18 protein-coding genes are annotated in these 16,340 nt (G+C 67.4%); 2 read left to right on the forward strand and 16 right to left on the reverse strand.

Annotation, left to right across the window (positions count from 1 at the left end; all coding sequences use genetic code 11):
* Window positions 1-152: 152 nt before the first annotated feature.
* On the forward strand, window positions 153-1,361 hold the full coding sequence (locus ACWCQ1_RS35025) for a right-handed parallel beta-helix repeat-containing protein (RefSeq protein WP_358593192.1): 1,209 nt from the start codon (window positions 153-155) through the stop codon (window positions 1,359-1,361).
* Window positions 1,362-1,572: 211 nt separating this feature from the next.
* Window positions 1,573-5,913, forward strand: coding sequence for an Ig-like domain-containing protein (locus ACWCQ1_RS35030; protein ID WP_451028198.1), 4,341 nt, complete (start codon window positions 1,573-1,575; stop codon window positions 5,911-5,913).
* 9 nt (window positions 5,914-5,922) lie between these two features.
* On the opposite strand, the gene truA is transcribed toward ACWCQ1_RS35030, so the two are convergent.
* The 16 genes from truA to rpsH form a co-directional block, all read right to left on the reverse strand.
* Window positions 5,923-6,780, reverse strand: coding sequence for a tRNA pseudouridine(38-40) synthase TruA (gene truA / locus ACWCQ1_RS35035; RefSeq protein ID WP_451028199.1), 858 nt, complete (start codon window positions 6,778-6,780; stop codon window positions 5,923-5,925).
* A gap of 145 nt (window positions 6,781-6,925) precedes the next feature.
* Entirely contained in the window at window positions 6,926-7,438 is a 513-nt protein-coding gene (gene rplQ, locus ACWCQ1_RS35040) for a 50S ribosomal protein L17 (RefSeq protein ID WP_451028200.1), read from the reverse strand.
* A gap of 116 nt (window positions 7,439-7,554) precedes the next feature.
* Window positions 7,555-8,577, reverse strand: coding sequence for a DNA-directed RNA polymerase subunit alpha (locus ACWCQ1_RS35045; RefSeq protein ID WP_003966937.1), 1,023 nt, complete (start codon window positions 8,575-8,577; stop codon window positions 7,555-7,557).
* A 256-nt stretch (window positions 8,578-8,833) separates the two neighbouring features.
* Window positions 8,834-9,238 (reverse strand): 30S ribosomal protein S11, encoded by a 405-nt coding sequence (rpsK, locus tag ACWCQ1_RS35050; RefSeq protein ID WP_003956432.1) that lies wholly within the window; start codon window positions 9,236-9,238, stop codon window positions 8,834-8,836.
* Window positions 9,239-9,298: 60 nt separating this feature from the next.
* Complete coding sequence (gene rpsM / locus ACWCQ1_RS35055; protein WP_020135802.1) at window positions 9,299-9,679, reverse strand: 30S ribosomal protein S13; 381 nt, start codon at window positions 9,677-9,679, stop codon at window positions 9,299-9,301.
* A gap of 192 nt (window positions 9,680-9,871) precedes the next feature.
* Window positions 9,872-9,985 carry a 50S ribosomal protein L36 gene (gene rpmJ / locus ACWCQ1_RS35060; RefSeq protein ID WP_003998809.1) on the reverse strand — a complete coding sequence of 38 codons (114 nt, stop codon included), beginning with the start codon at window positions 9,983-9,985 and terminating at the stop codon, window positions 9,872-9,874.
* Window positions 9,986-10,014: 29 nt separating this feature from the next.
* Entirely contained in the window at window positions 10,015-10,236 is a 222-nt protein-coding gene (infA, locus tag ACWCQ1_RS35065; protein WP_003948620.1) for a translation initiation factor IF-1, read from the reverse strand.
* Between the two features lie 207 nt (window positions 10,237-10,443).
* Window positions 10,444-11,280 carry a type I methionyl aminopeptidase gene (gene map / locus ACWCQ1_RS35070; RefSeq protein ID WP_133043283.1) on the reverse strand — a complete coding sequence of 279 codons (837 nt, stop codon included), beginning with the start codon at window positions 11,278-11,280 and terminating at the stop codon, window positions 10,444-10,446.
* Between the two features lie 114 nt (window positions 11,281-11,394).
* Complete coding sequence (locus ACWCQ1_RS35075; protein ID WP_133043284.1) at window positions 11,395-12,057, reverse strand: adenylate kinase; 663 nt, start codon at window positions 12,055-12,057, stop codon at window positions 11,395-11,397.
* Window positions 12,057-13,370, reverse strand: a complete 1,314-nt coding sequence (secY, locus tag ACWCQ1_RS35080; protein ID WP_133043285.1) for a preprotein translocase subunit SecY — start codon at window positions 13,368-13,370, stop codon at window positions 12,057-12,059. The genes ACWCQ1_RS35075 and secY overlap by 1 nt, the downstream gene beginning before the upstream one ends.
* Window positions 13,371-13,562: 192 nt before the next feature.
* A complete protein-coding gene (gene rplO / locus ACWCQ1_RS35085) occupies window positions 13,563-14,018 on the reverse strand; it encodes a 50S ribosomal protein L15 (protein WP_133043286.1) in 456 nt (151 codons plus the stop codon).
* Window positions 14,019-14,020: 2 nt separating this feature from the next.
* Complete coding sequence (gene rpmD / locus ACWCQ1_RS35090; protein ID WP_003998814.1) at window positions 14,021-14,203, reverse strand: 50S ribosomal protein L30; 183 nt, start codon at window positions 14,201-14,203, stop codon at window positions 14,021-14,023.
* Between the two features lie 2 nt (window positions 14,204-14,205).
* Window positions 14,206-14,811 (reverse strand): 30S ribosomal protein S5, encoded by a 606-nt coding sequence (gene rpsE, locus ACWCQ1_RS35095; protein WP_003992370.1) that lies wholly within the window; start codon window positions 14,809-14,811, stop codon window positions 14,206-14,208.
* 39 nt (window positions 14,812-14,850) lie between these two features.
* On the reverse strand, window positions 14,851-15,234 hold the full coding sequence (rplR, locus tag ACWCQ1_RS35100) for a 50S ribosomal protein L18 (RefSeq protein ID WP_030317315.1): 384 nt from the start codon (window positions 15,232-15,234) through the stop codon (window positions 14,851-14,853).
* 3 nt (window positions 15,235-15,237) lie between these two features.
* Complete coding sequence (gene rplF / locus ACWCQ1_RS35105) at window positions 15,238-15,777, reverse strand: 50S ribosomal protein L6 (RefSeq protein WP_133043288.1); 540 nt, start codon at window positions 15,775-15,777, stop codon at window positions 15,238-15,240.
* A gap of 25 nt (window positions 15,778-15,802) precedes the next feature.
* Window positions 15,803-16,201, reverse strand: a complete 399-nt coding sequence (gene rpsH / locus ACWCQ1_RS35110; protein ID WP_007494756.1) for a 30S ribosomal protein S8 — start codon at window positions 16,199-16,201, stop codon at window positions 15,803-15,805.
* Between the last annotated feature and the right edge of the window lie 139 nt (window positions 16,202-16,340).

A 16,340-nucleotide genomic window follows, 5' to 3' on the forward strand; every position in this document is an offset into this window, starting at 1 on the left:
GATACCTATGGGAAGAAAGTGACTCCATGTCCGTTATCTTCTGTGAAATGAGGGATAGCTAACAGGTTTCACATCCAGCGCCCCGGGCAGACCGTTCTGCCCTCTGATGGGAGGTGCAGATCGACGATCTCCGACCACCCAGGGGGAACCACATGACCAGTTCGAACTCACGACGCTCCGTCCTAAGGTCGGCCCTCGCGGTGGGCGGCGTCGCCGTCTCCGCCACAGCGGTCTCGGCGGGCGACGCCACCGCCGTGGCGGCGGACGCGGGATGGGTGAACGTCAAGGACCACGGCGCCAAGGGCGACGGCACCACCGATGACACCGCGGCGATCCAGGCGGCACTGGACGCCTGCCGGCCGGGCAATGTCACCGTGCTCCCCGCAGGGGTGTACCGCACGAGCGCTCCGCTGCGCATCGGCCCGTACGTGACCCTCCAGGGTTCGCACGCCGGCGGTGAGTCCCAACCAGGCGCCCAGAACCCGGTGGCCGGCCTGCGTCCCCTGCCCTCGTTCACGGGGCACGCCGTCGTCGAGATCCTGGACCAGCAGCTGGGGGGTTACTCGATCCAGGCCAACGCGCAGCGCGTCTTCTCGCTGTCCATCGACGGCTCCGACCTGCCACGCGGTGGAGCGGAGATCGACGGCATCCGTGCCACAGGGCAGATCCAGCATCTGCAACTGCGCGACGTCCACGTCCGTGCGGTCACCGGCGTCGGGATCAACACCTGGTACAACTTCGACGCCACTGGCGGCCCCCAGGCGCCGTTCTGCCTGCACTACGACCGCATCTCCGTCCTGTGGACCGGCTCGCACGGCATCGTGCTGAACAACTCCACCGACTCCGTCTTCCACGACGTGTACGTCCTGGGGGTCGGCGGCTGCGGCTGGTGGATGTCGGGCGCGGGCAACTCCTCCTTCACCAGCTGCCGTGCGGAGTGGTCCTCGAAGCACGGGTTCGACATCGAGTCCGTGCCCGGTGTGATCAAGATGGTCGCCTGTTCCACCGACCGGAACGGCTGGCACGGCATGTACGTCCACGCGACGGACACCACCGGCGTCCTCCTGCTGTCCGCCGTGCAACTCACCCGGGACGGCAAGAACGCCGGGTCCGGTGGCGGCGGGTACGCGGGGCTGGGGGTGGCGAGTTCCCTGTGCAAGGTCATCGCCGACGGCCTGGTCGTCCTCACGGGCAAGGACGACGACGGAGCGGGAGTCGTGAGCCCTCAGTACGGCGTGCGCGCCGACTACTCGGCCTATGTCGTGGTGAACTCGGGCCACCTTCAGGGCGTCACGTCCCCGTGGCAGAGCGGCTCCGGCAACACGAAGTTCGTGAAGGGCACGCTCGTCGGCACGGGCTGAGAACACGCCATTCCCGCTGACGATGCCGAAGCGAAACGCGCCCCATAGTGCCCAAAAACCTCAATTGATGATAGGAACAACCGCTTAGTCTTCACGTTTGTGCCGTGCCCGTGACCGCTCCGGGTGCGAACCCGAGGGGGGTTCCGATTTGCCCGGGTTTTCCATGCCCGCACGCGGTGGCCGTCATCGCAACCGGCGGCATACGTGGTTGATGTCCGTCGTGGCCGCGGCCATCGCCGCGCTGATCGGCACGATGATCAGCCTGGTGGCTTCGTCGGCCCAGGCCGACCAGAACACCCAGGGCGTCGACAACCTGCGCACCAACTGGGACCAGCACGAATCCTCGCTCTCCCCGGCGGTCGTCCAGTCGTCCGCCTTCGGCCGGCTCTTTGCCACCCAGCTCGACGGTCAGATCTACGCCCAGCCGCTGGTGCTCGGTGACCAGGTGATCGCGGTCACCGAGAGCAACACCCTGTACGGCCTCGACCGCACCACTGGTGCGATCAAGTGGAGCAAGAACTACGGACCGTCCTGGCCTGCCTCGGCGATCGGCTGCGGTGACCTGGTGCCCAACATCGGGGCGACCGCGACCCCCGTTTACGACCCGTCCACCAACGCCCTCTACTTCACCACCAAGATCGACGACGGCACCTCCACGCACCGCCACCCGACCTGGCTGATGCACGCGGTGGACCCGGCCTCCGGCGCCGAGCGCCCGGGGTGGCCCGTCACCATCGCCGGAAGCCCCGTCAACGACCCGAGCACCCCCTTCGACGCCTACTACCAGCAGCAGCGCCCCGGCCTGCTGCTGATGGACGGCGTCGTCTACGCGGGCTTCGGTGCCCACTGCGACGCCTGGCCCTACCGCGGCTACGTCGTCGGGGTGAGCACCACCAAGCACAGCATCACCTCGATGTGGGCCACCACGACCGGGGTCGGCACCGGCGGCGCCGGCATCTGGCAGGCGGGCGGCGGACTGGTCTCGGACGGCTCCGGCCGGATCTTCTTCAGCACCGGCAACGGCATCAGCCCGGCGCCCGGCCCGGGCAAGACCGTCCAGGGAACACTGGCCGAGTCCGTCGTACGCCTCCAGGTCGGCGCGGACAACAGCCTCAGCACGGCCGACTTCTTCAGCCCCAGCAACGCCGCCACCCTGGACCTCAACGACCAGGACATCTCCTCGGGCGCCCCGATGGCGCTGCCGGACGGCTTCGGCACCAGCGAACACCCGCACCTGCTGGTCCAGCAGGGCAAGGACGGGCGGGTGTTCCTGCTCGACCGCGACAACCTCGGGGGCATGGGCCAGGGACCCCAGGGCGGCGACGCCGCGGTGAGCGTGTCCGGGCCCTATCAGGGCATGTGGGGGCATCCCGCGTTCTGGGGCGGCGACGGCGGCTATGTCTACGTCGTCGGCAACCAGGGGCCGCTGCGCGCCCTCAAGTACGGCGTGCGCAACGGCGGTACGCCGACGCTCACCCTCACCGGCCAAAGCCAGGACACCTTCGGCTACACCAGCGGCTCTCCCCTGGTCACGTCCAACGGCACCGACGAGTCCAGCGCACTGGTGTGGATGACGTCCGCGAGCAACGCCACCGGCGCCAACGGCACCCTGCGCGCCTACAGCCCCACCCCCGACGGCAATGGACTGCTCCAACTGCTGTGGTCCGCGCCGATCGGCACCGCGACGAAGTTCAGCACGCCGACCGCCGAGGGCGGCAAGGTCTACGTCGGCACCCGGGACGGTGTGCTCTACGGCTTCGGCAGCCCGGCCAGGACCGCGCTGACCGCGACCTCGCTGGACTTCGGCCAGGTCGGCGTTGGCGCCACCGGTTCGGCCCGGATGACGCTGACGGCCACGCAGGACGTCAGCGTCACCGGCCTCACCGCCTCCAGCGGGTTCTCGGTGGACCCGTCCGTCGTCCCGACCCCCGCGCAGCCCACGGCACTGGCGGCCAACGCCACCCTGGACGTGCCGATCAGCTTCGCCCCCACCACCACCGGCGGCATCAACGGCACGCTGACCGCGAACCTCTCGGACGGCCAGAAGCTGGTCTTCGCGCTCCACGGCGTCGGCACCAGGCCCGGCCTGGGAGCGGCACCAGCCGCCCTGGACTTCGGGGACGTGCCCACCGGCAGCACCTCGACGCTGAACCTCCAGGTGACCAACACCGGCACCCAGCCGGAGACCATCAACGCGGTCGACTCCCCCGGCGGCGCCTTCTCCACCTCCGGACTGCCGAGCGCGGGGACGGTCGTACCGGCCGGTGGGTCCTTCGTGCTCTCGGTCACCTATACGCCAGTCGGCGAGCAGAACGACAGCGACGCACTCGTGGTCAGCAGCAGCGGCGGCGCCCCGCACACGCTGAGCGTGCCGGTCAGCGGGACGGCCATCACGGGACAGGGACACCTCGAGTTCTCCACGAGCTCGCTGGACTTCGGCAAGGTCCCGATCGGCAGCTCGAAGTCGCTGTCGTTCACCATCACCAACACCGGCAACATCCCGGTGACAGTGACCAAGGCCAAGGCGCCGACGGGCGACTTCAACAGCCCGGTACAGCTCTCGGAGGGCCTGGTCATCGGTCCTGAGCAGTCCGCGGTGCAGAGCGTGACGTTCACTCCGCGGTCAGCCGCGGATCTGAGCGCCTCCTACGAGGTCACCGGCACCGGGACCGATGCCAACGGCAACAGCCAGGGCGCCATGTACGTGCAGATCAAGGGCACCGGTACCGGAACGGCGACGACCACCTCGACCGGCGACGGGCAGTGGCAGACCAACGGCTCGGCGGTGCAGGCCGAGGGCGGCGGTGTCCAGCTGACCCCGGCCGCAAGCAATCTGGCGGGCACGGCGGTGTACACCAAGCCGTTGCGCACCGACGGACTGCGGGCCACCTTCACCACGAAGTTCGGCCCCGGCACCGGCGGGAAGGGCATGACGCTCGCTCTGCTGGACCCGGCCCAGAACTCCGCCTCGGCACTCGGCGGCGCCGGCGACAGCCTCGGCGTCGCGGGACGACCGGGTACGGTGGTCGCGCTCGCCACCGCCTGGAACGACACCCTCAAGGCCCAGAACTTCGTCGGCGTCGGTCGCAGTTCGGCCGGCTCCCCGACGATCGACTACCAGTCGCTGGTCCGCCTCAGCACCTCACTGCGCCAGGGCACGCACCAGGTCGACGTCCAGGTGGCCGCCGGTCATCTGTACGTCTGGGTCGACGGGACACAGGTGTCGGACACGACGCCGACGCTGACGTCCACCGCGCTCCTCGCCTTCTCCGGCGCCACGGCCGCCAGTGCCGACGTGCAGACGGTCAGCGGTCCGGTCATCGCCCAGGGGCCGGCGGCGGCCACCTCGCTCCACCTCACCGCCCCGAGCGCGACCGTCCCCGGCCGACCGCTGACCGTCACCGGCACCCTGACCTCGACTGTGTCGCTGCCCGCGGGGCAGCCGGTGCACATCACCCGGAACGGGACGGCGCTCCCGGACGTGACGACGAAAGCGGACGGCTCCCTCACCTTCACCGACACCCCACCGGCCGAGGGCACCTACACCTACGCCGCGAGCTACGCCGGGGACGCGACCCACGACCCGGCGAGCACGACGAGCCTCGTCCAGGCGTCGAAGCTGGCCACCACGGTCACCATGACGGCCCCGGCCACGTCCACCCGCGCGCAGAAGCTGACCGTGTCCGGCACGCTCTCCGGAGCGCCCTTCGCCGCCGGAGGGGTCGTCAAGGTCACGAAGGCCGACCTCGGCCACACCTCCGGCACCGCACTCGCCGACGCCAAGGTCGCCGCGGACGGTTCGTTCACCTTCTCGGACACCCCGCAGATCGGCGGCGCCAACACCTACAAGGTGACCTACGGCGGCGACGTCTCGCACAAGGCGGGCAGCACCAGCGCCACCGTCCAGGTCTCCCGGACCGCGACGTCCCTGACCATCGCGACCGACCACGCGACGTACGCGTACGGCCAGACCGCGAAGATCACCACACACCTCGGTACGACGTACAACAAGCGCACGGTGGCGATCTACGCCCAGCCCTTCGGCGGCACGTCGGTCCTGGTGAAGTCGGGGACGGTGGACAGCAACGGCAACCTGGCCGGGTCGTACAAGCTCACCCGCAACACCACGTTCAGCGCGGTGTTCGCAGGCGACTACCGGTACGCCCCGAAGACCGTCGCCCGAACCGCGCAGACCCAGGTGCGGGTCTCGGAGACGCTCTCCGGCTACTACACGAGCACGCACTACGGCAGCACCCTCTACCGGGTGTACCACCACACCGCCAAGGAGCAACTGGACGTCACCGTCACACCCAACAAGGCCGGCCAGTGCATCCTCTTCCGTGTGCAGCGCTACTACAGCGGCGCCTGGCACACGCAGACCACCACGCCCTGCGCGGCCCTGAGTTCCGTCAGCACCGGCCGCTACAAGATGTCCCTGACCAACTCCGTGGGAAGCAAGTTCCGCATCGCAGCGGAGTACGTCCACAGCAGCAGGGACACCACCAACCCCAGCACGTGGGGCGCCTGGCAGTACTTCACTGTCAAGCAGTGAACACGAGCCTCAGCACCCGCCGCACCCCGGCAACGACCGCTTGTTGCGCGCCTCCTTGCTGCGCGCGGCCAGCAACTCGTCCGCCGGATACCCGACTTCCTCCAGCGTCAGCCCGTGCGGCCGTACGACGTGCACCGCCGAGTCCCGTACGCCGGCGGCCAGCACCTTGGCCGGCCAGTCCGGCCCGCGGTGCCCGTCCCCCACGAACAGCAGCGCCCCGATCAGCGAGCGCACCATGTTGTGGCAGAAGGCGTCGGCCCGCACGGTGGCCGTGATGATCCCGTCCGCCCCCCGCTCCAGGCTCAGCTCCTGCAGCGTGCGGATGGTGGTGGCCCCCTCCCGCCGCTTGCAGTAGGCGGCGAAGTCGTGCTCCCCCAGCAGCCCCCGGGCCGCCTCGTTCATGGCGTCGACGTCGAGCGCCCAGTCGTGCCACAGCACATGGTTGCGCAGCAGCGGGTCCACTCCCCCTGGGTTGTCCGTCACCCGGTACGCATAGCGCCGCCAGACGGCCGAGAAACGGGCGTTGAAGCCCCGGGGCGCCTCCCTGAGCGCCCACACCCGCACATCCCGCGGCAGCCGCCCGGCGAGCCGCTTCAGCAGCTTCTCGTGATGCTCACGCCAGACCGCCTCCGGCAGATCCACATGCGCCACCTGCCCCCGCGCATGCACCCCGGCATCGGTCCGCCCGGCCACGGTCAGCTCGTACGAGACGTCCCCCGACCGCGTGACGGTCCGCAGAGCGTCCTCGATCTCCCCCTGCACGGTCCGCCGCCCCCCGGCCTGCCTGGCCCACCCGGAGAACTCGCTCCCGTCATAGGACAGATCAAGACGAACACGCCGATAACCAGGCTCTACTTCATCACTCACCCAGAGATCCTTTCAGGAACACGAAAGCGGGCCCGCTCCTCAAGAGGAACGGGCCCGCAACGCCCTGTCTTTCAGGGGCGCGGGGAACTGCGCGACAAGCCACCACGAACCCGCAGCCGCGAGCCGAACAGCACCCCGCAGACGCTCACGCGTCCTTGGTCTCCTCGGCGGAGTCCTCGTCGGCCTTGGTCACATCGACCTTGGCGTCCTCGACCTCGGCAGCCGGCGCAGCAACCTCGGCGTCCTTCGCGGCACGCTTCGTCGCGGCCTCCGCCTCACCCGTGGCCTGCTGCGCAACCGTCAGCGCCTCGACCAGCTCGATGACAGCCATGGGCGCGTTGTCGCCACGGCGGTTACCGATCTTGGTGATGCGGGTGTAGCCACCCGGACGGTTCTCGTAGCGCGGGCCGATCTCGGTGAAGAGCGTGTGGACGACGCTCTTGTCCGTGATGACCTGCAGCACCTGGCGGCGGTTGTGAAGGTCGCCCTTCTTCGCCTTGGTGACCAGACGCTCGGCGTACGGGCGCAGGCGGCGGGCCTTCGCCTCGGTGGTGGTGATACGGCCGTGCTCGAACAGCGACTTCGCGAGGTTCGCGAGGAGCAGCTTCTCGTGCGCGGCGCTGCCGCCCAGACGGGCACCCTTGGTGGGCTTCGGCATTGTTCTTCTCCTGTGTGTCTGCCCCGGCCGTATCAGGTACCGGGGTCAGGAACCCGATGAGCGGACGCTCACCGGCATCAACCGATCAGATACTGCTCAGCACTGTTCAGTGCTGCTCAGTACTGCTCGGTCTCCACGAAACCCGCGTCCGCGTCGTCGTCGGCGCCGAAGGCGTCGGCGGCGGCGGTCGGGTCGAATCCGGGCGGGCTGTCCTTCAGGGCCAGGCCCATGCCGGCCAGCTTCGCCTTGACCTCGTCGATGGACTTCGCACCGAAGTTGCGGATGTCCAGGAGGTCGGCCTCGGAACGCGCCACGAGCTCACCCACGGAGTGGATGCCCTCGCGCTTGAGGCAGTTGTACGACCGAACGGTGAGCTCCAGCTCCTCGATCGGCAGCGCCAGATCGGCGGCAAGGGCGGCGTCCGTCGGGGACGGGCCCATGTCGATGCCCTCGGCGTCGATGTTCAGCTCGCGGGCGAGACCGAACAGTTCGACCAGGGTCTTACCGGCGGAGGCCATGGCGTCACGGGGACGCATCGCCTGCTTGGTCTCGACGTCGACGATCAGCTTGTCGAAGTCGGTGCGCTGCTCGACACGCGTGGCCTCGACCTTGTACGTGACCTTCAGCACCGGGCTGTAGATGGAGTCGACCGGGATACGGCCGATCTCCTGGCCCACCTGCTTGTTCTGCACGGCGGAGACATAACCGCGGCCACGCTCGACCGTGAGCTCCATCTCCAGCTTGCCCTTGCCGTTGAGCGTGGCGAGGACCAGGTCGGGGTTGTGCACCTCGACACCGGCCGGGGGCGCGATGTCGGCGGCGGTGACCAGACCCGGGCCCTGCTTGCGCAGGTACATCACGACCGGCTCGTCGTGCTCCGAGGAGACGACCAGCTGCTTGATGTTGAGGATCAGGTCGGTGACGTCCTCCTTGACGCCCGGCACGGTGGTGAACTCGTGCAGGACGCCGTCGATGCGGATGCTGGTGACAGCGGCACCGGGGATCGACGACAGGAGGGTGCGGCGGAGGGAGTTGCCGAGGGTGTAGCCGAAGCCCGGCTCCAGCGGCTCGATCACGAACCGGGAGCGGAACTCGTCGACGACCTCTTCGGTCAACGAGGGACGCTGAGCGATCAGCATGTGTGGATCAGATCCTTCTTTCGTGGACGCCCGCTATTTGACGCCCGACGGAAACCGCCCCCGGTAAAAGGGACGGGTACTGCAAGGGTACGGGCGATACGACCCTTGTAGAGCCGTACCGCCCGAAACCAAGCCTGCGCGAAGCAGCCGTACGTCAGACGCGACGACGCTTCGGCGGACGGCAGCCGTACTGCGACATGTGGGGGATAACCCCCACACCCCCAGCCGGAAGCCGAACCGACCGTGAGCCCTCGCGTCAGACGCGACGACGCTTAGGCGGACGGCAGCCGTTGTGCGGGGTCGGGGTGACGTCCTGGATGGAGCCGACCTCGAGGCCCGTGGCCTGCAGGGAGCGGATGGCGGTCTCACGACCGGAACCCGGGCCCTTGACGAACACGTCGACCTTGCGCATGCCGTGCTCCTGGGCGCGGCGGGCAGCCGACTCGGCGGCCATCTGCGCGGCGAACGGCGTGGACTTCCGGGAGCCCTTGAAGCCGACGTGGCCGGCGGAGGCCCAGGAGATCACGTTGCCGGACGGGTCCGTGATGGAGACGATCGTGTTGTTGAACGTGCTCTTGATGTGCGCGTGGCCGTGAGCGACGTTCTTCTTTTCCTTGCGGCGCACCTTCTTGGCAGCGCCCTGACGACCCTTGGGGGGCATGTAGAAATCTCCTACGGGAGGTGGTCGGTCCTACGGCAGCTGGTGGGACCGCTGCGAGGACTACTTCTTGCCCGGCTTCTTCTTGCCGGCGATGGCGCGACGCGGGCCCTTGCGGGTGCGGGCGTTGGTGCTGGTGCGCTGACCGCGGACGGGCAGACCACGACGGTGACGGAGACCCTGGTAGCAGCCGATCTCGACCTTGCGGCGGATGTCGGCCTGGATCTCGCGACGGAGGTCACCCTCGGTCTTGATGTTGTTGTCCACGTATTCGCGGATCGCGACGAGCTGCTCTTCGCTCAGGTCACGAACACGGGTGTTCGGGTCGATGCCCGTCTCTGCCAGCGTCTGCTGAGAGAGCGTCCGGCCGATGCCGAACACGTAGGTGAGGGCGACCTCCACGCGCTTTTCGCGCGGGATGTCAACACCGGAAACGCGTGCCATTCAATGGCTCCTGGTGGTCTTCGGAGGTCTTCCACAGAATCGGTTCCCGGCCGCCGTATCAGGTACGAACCGGGTCCCCGGCCTCCGAACCGGGGGTGTCAGCCGGGCTGCCGCCCGTCTGGATCCTGCGTATGAACATATTCAGCTCGCGTCGCGCGAAGCCCTGCGAAACCGCAGAGGGAGGTCGTTACGTCAGCCCTGGCGCTGCTTGTGGCGCGGGTTCTCGCAGATGACCATGACCCGGCCGTGACGGCGGATCACCCTGCACTTGTCGCAGATCTTCTTGACGCTCGGCTTGACCTTCATGGGATCGAGGTTCTCCGAGTCAGAGGGATCTACTTGTAGCGGTAGACGATCCGGCCACGCGTCAGGTCGTACGGAGACAGCTCCACCACGACCCGGTCGTCAGGGAGGATGCGGATGTAGTGCATACGCATCTTGCCGCTGATGTGTGCCAGGACCTGGTGGCCGTTCTGGAGCTCGACCTTGAACATGGCGTTCGGAAGAGACTCGACGACAGTGCCCTCGATCTCGATGGCACCTTGCTTCTTGGCCACGCTTCGCCCTTCGAATCGACTACCTTGATCGACTCTCCCGCTGTGCCCCTGCGGGCGCATGCGGACATGCGGATGCACGAGAGCCGACGAGTCAGTCTACGTCAGCGCATCCCGAAAGACGAATTCACTGCGGTTCCACGGCCTTCTCATGACGATGCCCCACCCGTCGGCATGGTATGCACGACGGGCGGGGCGATCGGGGGCCTCTCAGCCCAGCGGGTCCGGCGCCGCCGTGATCCCGTGTTCCGCCAGCTTGGCCTTGCCGCCGTCCGGGGCCGTGAGGACCAGGGGGCCCTGCTCGGTCAGGGCGACCGAGTGTTCCCAGTGCGAGGACCAGGTGCCGTCCGTGGTGATGACCGTCCAGTCGTCGGAGAGGACCTCGGTCTTCGGGGTGCCCAGGGAGACCATCGGCTCGATGGCGAGGCAGAAGCCCGGGACCAGCTTGGGGCCCTTGCCGCGGCGGCGGTCGACGTAGTTCAGCAGGTGCGGGTCCATGTGCATCTCGGTCCCGATGCCGTGGCCGCCGTAGTCCTCGATGATCCCGTACTTGCCGCCGCCCGGCTTCGGCTGGCGGCGGATGTACGTCTCGATCGCCCGGGAGACGTCGACCAGCCGGTTGCCCGGCTTCATGGCCGCGATACCGGCCCACATCGACTCCTCGGTCACCCGGGAGAGCTCGATGAGTTCGGGAGCGTGGCCCGAGCCCACGAAGGCGGTGTAGGCCGCGTCCCCGTGCCATCCGTCCACGATCGCGCCGCAGTCGATGGAGATGATGTCGCCGTCCTTGAGGACCACGTCCTCGGACGGGATGCCGTGGACGACGACCTCGTTGACGGAGGTGCAGATCGTCGCCGGGAAGCCGCCGTACCCGAGGAAGTTGGGCTTGGCGTTGTGCTCGGCGAGCACCTTGCGCGCGACCTCGTCCAGGTCCTTGGTGCTGGCTCCGGGCACCGCCGCCTCACGGGTGGCCGCGTGGATGGCGGCGACGACCAGCCCCGCCTCCCGCATCTTGGCGATCTGCTCGGGGCTCTTGATCTGCACCATGGGGGCCTGCGCTCTCCGTCTACTTCCGCTACTGCTCACTGCGTCAACCGGTTACCAACACAACAGTACGGCCGTGACGCCCTCTCGGGTGCCACGGCCGTGACTGGCTGACGGCTACTTGCCGTCGTCCTCGCGCTTGAGGGCCTCCAGCGCCCGCTGCGTGACCTCGTCCACCGGGCCGAGGGACGAGATCGTGACGACCAGCCCCTGCGACTTGTAGTAGTCGATGATCGGCTCGGTCTGCGTGTGGTAGACCTCGAGCCGGGTGCGGACCGTCTCCTCGGAGTCGTCGTCCCGCTGGTACAGCTCACCGCCGCAGACGTCGCAGACGCCTTCCTTCTTCGGCGGGCTGTACGTCACGTGGAAGACGTGCGAGGAGTCGTTGCGGCAGATACGTCGGCCGGCGATCCGCTTGACGACCTCTTCCTCGGGGACTTCGAGGTCGAGTACCGCGTCCAGCTTGATGGCCTCGGTCTTCAGCAGCTCGTCCAGCGCCTCGGCCTGCGAGACATTGCGCGGGAAACCGTCGAGCAGGAAGCCGCCCTCGGCGTCCGGCTGCTCCATGCGGTCCTTCGCCATCGCGATGGTGACCTCGTCGGGGACGAGATTGCCGGCGTCCATGTAGGACTTCGCGAGTTTCCCGAGCTCCGTCTGCTGGCTGATGTTGGCCCGGAACAGGTCGCCCGTGGAGATGTGCGGGATGCGCAGTTTCTCGGCAAGGCGAACGGCTTGCGTTCCCTTGCCGGCTCCCGGCGGCCCGACGAGGACGATTCGCATCAGCGGAGGAACCCTTCGTAATTGCGCTGCTGGAGCTGGCTCTCGATCTGCTTCACCGTCTCGAGACCCACACCCACGATGATCAGGATGCTCGTCCCGCCGAAGGGGAAGTTACCGGATGCCCCGAACCCGACCAACGCCATCGTTGGAACGAGAGCGATCAGACCCAGATACAGCGAACCCGGCCAGGTGATCCGGTTGAGCACGTAACTCAGGTACTCAGCGGTCGGTCGGCCAGCCCGGATGCCCGGGATGAAGCCACCATACTTCTTCATGTTGTCGGCGACTTCCTCGGGGTTGAAGGAGATCGCCACATAGAAGAACGCGAAGAAAACGATCAGCAAGAAGTAGCTGACCAGGTAGATCGGGTGGTCACCCTTGGTCAGGTTGTCGTTGATCCAGACCTTCCAGCTGGAGTTCCCGCCGGAGAACTGCGCGACCAGCGCCGGGATGTAGAGCAGCGACGACGCGAAGATGACGGGGATCACACCCGCCTGGTTGACCTTCAGCGGAATGTACGTCGACGTACCGCCGTAGGACCGACGGCCGATCATGCGCTTCGCGTACTGCACCGGGATACGGCGCTGGGCCTGCTCGACGAAGACGACCAGACCGACCATGACCAGGCCGACGAGGATGACGGTGCTGAACTCGATCCAGCCGTCGGCCAGCTTGCCCTGCTTCTTGATGGCCCACAGCGCGGACGGGAAGGTCGCCGCGATCGAGATGAACATGAGGATCGACATGCCGTTGCCGATGCCGCGGTCGGTGATGAGCTCACCGAGCCACATGACGACGGCGGTGCCGGCCGTCATGCAGATGACCATCGTGATGGTGGTGAAGATCGAGCGGTCCGGCACGATCTGGCTGCCGACCGAGCACTGGCCGAAGAGCGCGCCGCTGCGGGCGGTGGCCACCAGGCCGGTGCCCTGCAGGATGGCGAGGGCCACCGTCAGGTAACGGGTGTACTGCGTGATCTTCGCGGTACCCGCCTGGCCCTCCTTCTTCAGGGCTTCCAGGCGCGGGATCACCACGGTCAGCAGCTGCAGGATGATGCTCGCCGTGATGTACGGCATGATGCCGAGCGCGAAGATCGTGATCTGCAGCAGCGCGCCACCGCTGAACATGTTGATCATGCCGAAGAGCCCCTGGTTGCCAGAGGCCTCCTTTACGCACTGCTGGACAGACGTGTAGTCGACGCCAGGGATCGGAATGTGGGTACCGACCCGGTAGACCACGATGATGCCCAGCGTGAAGAGCAGCTTCTTGCGCAGGTCGGGCGTTTTGAACGCCCGGGCGAACGCGGTGAGCACGGTGCCTCCTGCGACCCCCGCGCAACTGCGTCAAGGGTGACGGTCTTGAGGTTCGACGGATACGAATAACGAACGGTGCAGGCTACCTTACCGGCGGCACAGCTCCCCGTGGAACGACCAACCGGGGATACCCCTTTGTGGGATATCCCCGGTCGGGATCGTTCATGTCATCGAGCGATCGTCTGAGTGGTGTCAGACGAGCTCGGTGACGGTGCCGCCGGCGGCGGTGATCTTCTCCTTGGCGGAGCCGGAGACGGCGTCGACCGTCACCTGCAGCGCCACGGAGATCTCGCCCTGGCCGAGGACCTTGACGAGCGCGTTCTTGCGAACGGCACCCTTGGCCACCAGACCCTCGACGGTGACCTCGCCACCCTCGGGGTAGAGCGAGGCCAGCTTGTCGAGGTTCACGACCTGGTACTCGGTCTTGAACGGGTTCTTGAAGCCCTTCAGCTTCGGAAGACGCATGTGGAGGGGCATCTGCCCACCCTCGAAGCGCTCCGGAACCTGGTAGCGGGCCTTGGTGCCCTTGGTACCACGACCGGCCGTCTTACCCTTCGACGCCTCACCACGACCGACACGGGTCTTGGCGGTCTTGGCGCCCGGGGCGGGACGGAGGTTGTGGATCTTGAGCGGGTTGTTCTCCGCCATGATCAGTCGACCTCCTCGACCGTCACGAGGTGGCGGACGGTGTGCACCATTCCGCGGAACTCGGGGCGGTCCTCCTTGACGACCACGGTGTTGATCCCCTTGAGACCAAGCGACCGCAGGGTGTCACGGTGGTTCTGCTTGCTGCCGATGTAGGACTTGACCTGCGTAATCTTGAGCTGCGCCATGATTACGCACCCGCCCCGGCACGCGCACGGAGAAGAGCCGCGGGGGCGACGTCCTCGAGCGGCAGACCACGGCGGGCCGCGATCTCCTCGGGACGCTGCAGACCCTTCAGGGCCGCCACGGTCGCGTGCACGATGTTGATCGCGTTGTCGGAGCCGAGCGACTTCGACAGCACGTCGTGGATACCGGCGCACTCGAGCACGGCACGCACCGGACCACCGGCGATAACACCGGTACCGGGCGACGCGGGCTTCAGGAGCACGACGCCGGCAGCCTTCTCACCCTGGATGGGGTGCGGGATGGTGCCCTGGATACGGGGGACCTTGAAGAAGTGCTTCTTGGCCTCCTCAACGCCCTTGGCGATGGCGGCCGGCACCTCCTTGGCCTTGCCGTAACCGACACCCACGGTGCCGTCACCGTCGCCCACCACGACCAGCGCGGTGAAGCTGAAGCGACGACCACCCTTCACAACCTTGGCGACGCGGTTGATCGCGACGACGCGCTCAACGTACGCGGTCTTCTCGGCGGCAGCAGCGCCGCCGTCACGGCCCTTCCGGTCCCGCCGCTCGCCGCCACCGGCACCGCCACCGCGGCGCTGGGGTCCAGCCATTGGAATTACCTCTCTCTTTTTCCGCTAGCTACGAACGGCTCAGAACTTCAAGCCGGCTTCGCGGGCGGCGTCCGCCAGGGCGGCGATGCGCCCGGCGTACTGGTTGCCACCACGGTCGAATACGACAGCCTCGACACCGGCGGCCTTGGCGCGCTCGGCGACCAGGGCACCGACCTGCTTGGCCTGCGCGGACTTGTCGCCCTCGCCACCGCGGACCGTGGTGTCCAGGGTGGACGCCGACGCCAGGGTGTGACCCTTGATGTCGTCGATCACCTGGGCCACGATGTGGCGGTTGGAGCGGGTAACGACCAGACGGGGACGCTCCGCCGTACCGGAGATCCGCTTGCGGATCCGGATGTGACGGCGCTTGATCGCGGCGCGCTTGTAGGCGTCGCCCTTCAGGATCTTCTGTCCGTATGCCATGGCTTACTTACCCGCCTTTCCGACCTTGCGGCGGATGACTTCGCCCTCGTACTTGACGCCCTTGGCCTTGTACGGGTCGGGCTTGCGCAGCTTGCGGATGTTGGCCGCAACCTCGCCGACCTTCTGCTTGTCGATGCCCTCGACCGAGAACCGGGTGGGGGCCTCCACCTTGAAGGTGATGCCCTCGGGGGCCTCGACGGTGATCGGGTGGCTGTAGCCGAGCGCGAACTCGAGGTTCGAACCCTTGGCCGTAACGCGGTAACCGACACCGCTGATCTCGAGCTTCTTCACGTAACCCTGGGTCACGCCGGTGATCATGTTCGCCACCAGCGTGCGGGACAGGCCGTGCAGGGCCTTGTTCTGACGCTCGTCGTTCGGGCGGGTGACGTTCAGGACGCCGTCCTCACCCTTGGCGACCTCGATCGGCGCGGCGACGGTGTGGGTCAGCGAACCCTTGGGGCCCTTGACCGAGACCGTACGGCCGTCGATGGTGACGTCCACGCCGGCGGGAACCGTGATGGGGAGCTTGCCAATACGCGACATAGCTGTTTCCTCCGATTCCTTTCCGCTACCAGACGTAGGCGAGGACTTCTCCGCCTACGCCCTTCTTGCCGGCCTGCTTGTCGGTCAGGAGACCGTGCGACGTGGAGATGATCGCCACGCCGAGGCCACCGAGGACCTTGGGCAGGTTGGTGGACTTCGCGTACACCCGGAGACCGGGCTTGGAGATCCGCTTGATGCCCGCGATGGAGCGCTCACGGTTCGGGCCGAACTTCAGCTCGAGGACGAGGTTCTTGCCGACCTCGGCGTCCTCGATCTTCCAGCCCGTGATGAAGCCCTCCTGCTGGAGGATCTCCGCGATGTGAGACTTGATCTTGGACGCCGGCATCGTCACGGAGTCGTGGTACGCCGAGTTCGCGTTTCGCAGACGCGTCAGCATGTCTGCGATCGGATCAGTCATGGTCATGAATTGGCCTTCGGCCTCTCTCGCCGGGGTTTCCAGGTGCCCATCCCTCTCCTCGATCCGAGACGAGGCGGGTGCGGTGCGGTGGACCTACGGCGTAGTAAGTCGTACGGGCGTCAAGGCGCCCAACCCTCCAAGCCTA

It is taken from the genome of Streptomyces sp. NPDC002144, from assembly GCF_053593695.1.

What these genes read in the sequence shown, in the direction of transcription:
- ACWCQ1_RS35025 (WP_358593192.1), top strand. Translation starts at nt 153, where the DNA reads ATGACCAGTTCGAACTCACGACGCTCCGTCCTAAGGTCGGCCCTCGCG.
- ACWCQ1_RS35030 (WP_451028198.1), top strand. Translation starts at nt 1,573, where the DNA reads ATGTCCGTCGTGGCCGCGGCCATCGCCGCGCTGATCGGCACGATGATC.
- rplQ (WP_451028200.1), bottom strand. Translation starts at nt 7,438, where the DNA reads ATGCCGAAGCCCACCAAGGGTGCCCGTCTGGGCGGCAGCGCCGCGCAC.
- ACWCQ1_RS35045 (WP_003966937.1), bottom strand. Translation starts at nt 8,577, where the DNA reads ATGCTGATCGCTCAGCGTCCCTCGTTGACCGAAGAGGTCGTCGACGAG.
- rpsK (WP_003956432.1), bottom strand. Translation starts at nt 9,238, where the DNA reads ATGCCCCCCAAGGGTCGTCAGGGCGCTGCCAAGAAGGTGCGCCGCAAG.
- rpsM (WP_020135802.1), bottom strand. Translation starts at nt 9,679, where the DNA reads ATGGCACGCGTTTCCGGTGTTGACATCCCGCGCGAAAAGCGCGTGGAG.
- rpmJ (WP_003998809.1), bottom strand. Translation starts at nt 9,985, where the DNA reads ATGAAGGTCAAGCCGAGCGTCAAGAAGATCTGCGACAAGTGCAGGGTG.
- map (WP_133043283.1), bottom strand. Translation starts at nt 11,280, where the DNA reads ATGGTGCAGATCAAGAGCCCCGAGCAGATCGCCAAGATGCGGGAGGCG.
- ACWCQ1_RS35075 (WP_133043284.1), bottom strand. Translation starts at nt 12,057, where the DNA reads ATGCGAATCGTCCTCGTCGGGCCGCCGGGAGCCGGCAAGGGAACGCAA.
- rplO (WP_133043286.1), bottom strand. Translation starts at nt 14,018, where the DNA reads ATGGCGGAGAACAACCCGCTCAAGATCCACAACCTCCGTCCCGCCCCG.
- rpmD (WP_003998814.1), bottom strand. Translation starts at nt 14,203, where the DNA reads ATGGCGCAGCTCAAGATTACGCAGGTCAAGTCCTACATCGGCAGCAAG.
- rpsE (WP_003992370.1), bottom strand. Translation starts at nt 14,811, where the DNA reads ATGGCTGGACCCCAGCGCCGCGGTGGCGGTGCCGGTGGCGGCGAGCGG.
- rplR (WP_030317315.1), bottom strand. Translation starts at nt 15,234, where the DNA reads ATGGCATACGGACAGAAGATCCTGAAGGGCGACGCCTACAAGCGCGCC.
- rplF (WP_133043288.1), bottom strand. Translation starts at nt 15,777, where the DNA reads ATGTCGCGTATTGGCAAGCTCCCCATCACGGTTCCCGCCGGCGTGGAC.
- rpsH (WP_007494756.1), bottom strand. Translation starts at nt 16,201, where the DNA reads ATGACCATGACTGATCCGATCGCAGACATGCTGACGCGTCTGCGAAAC.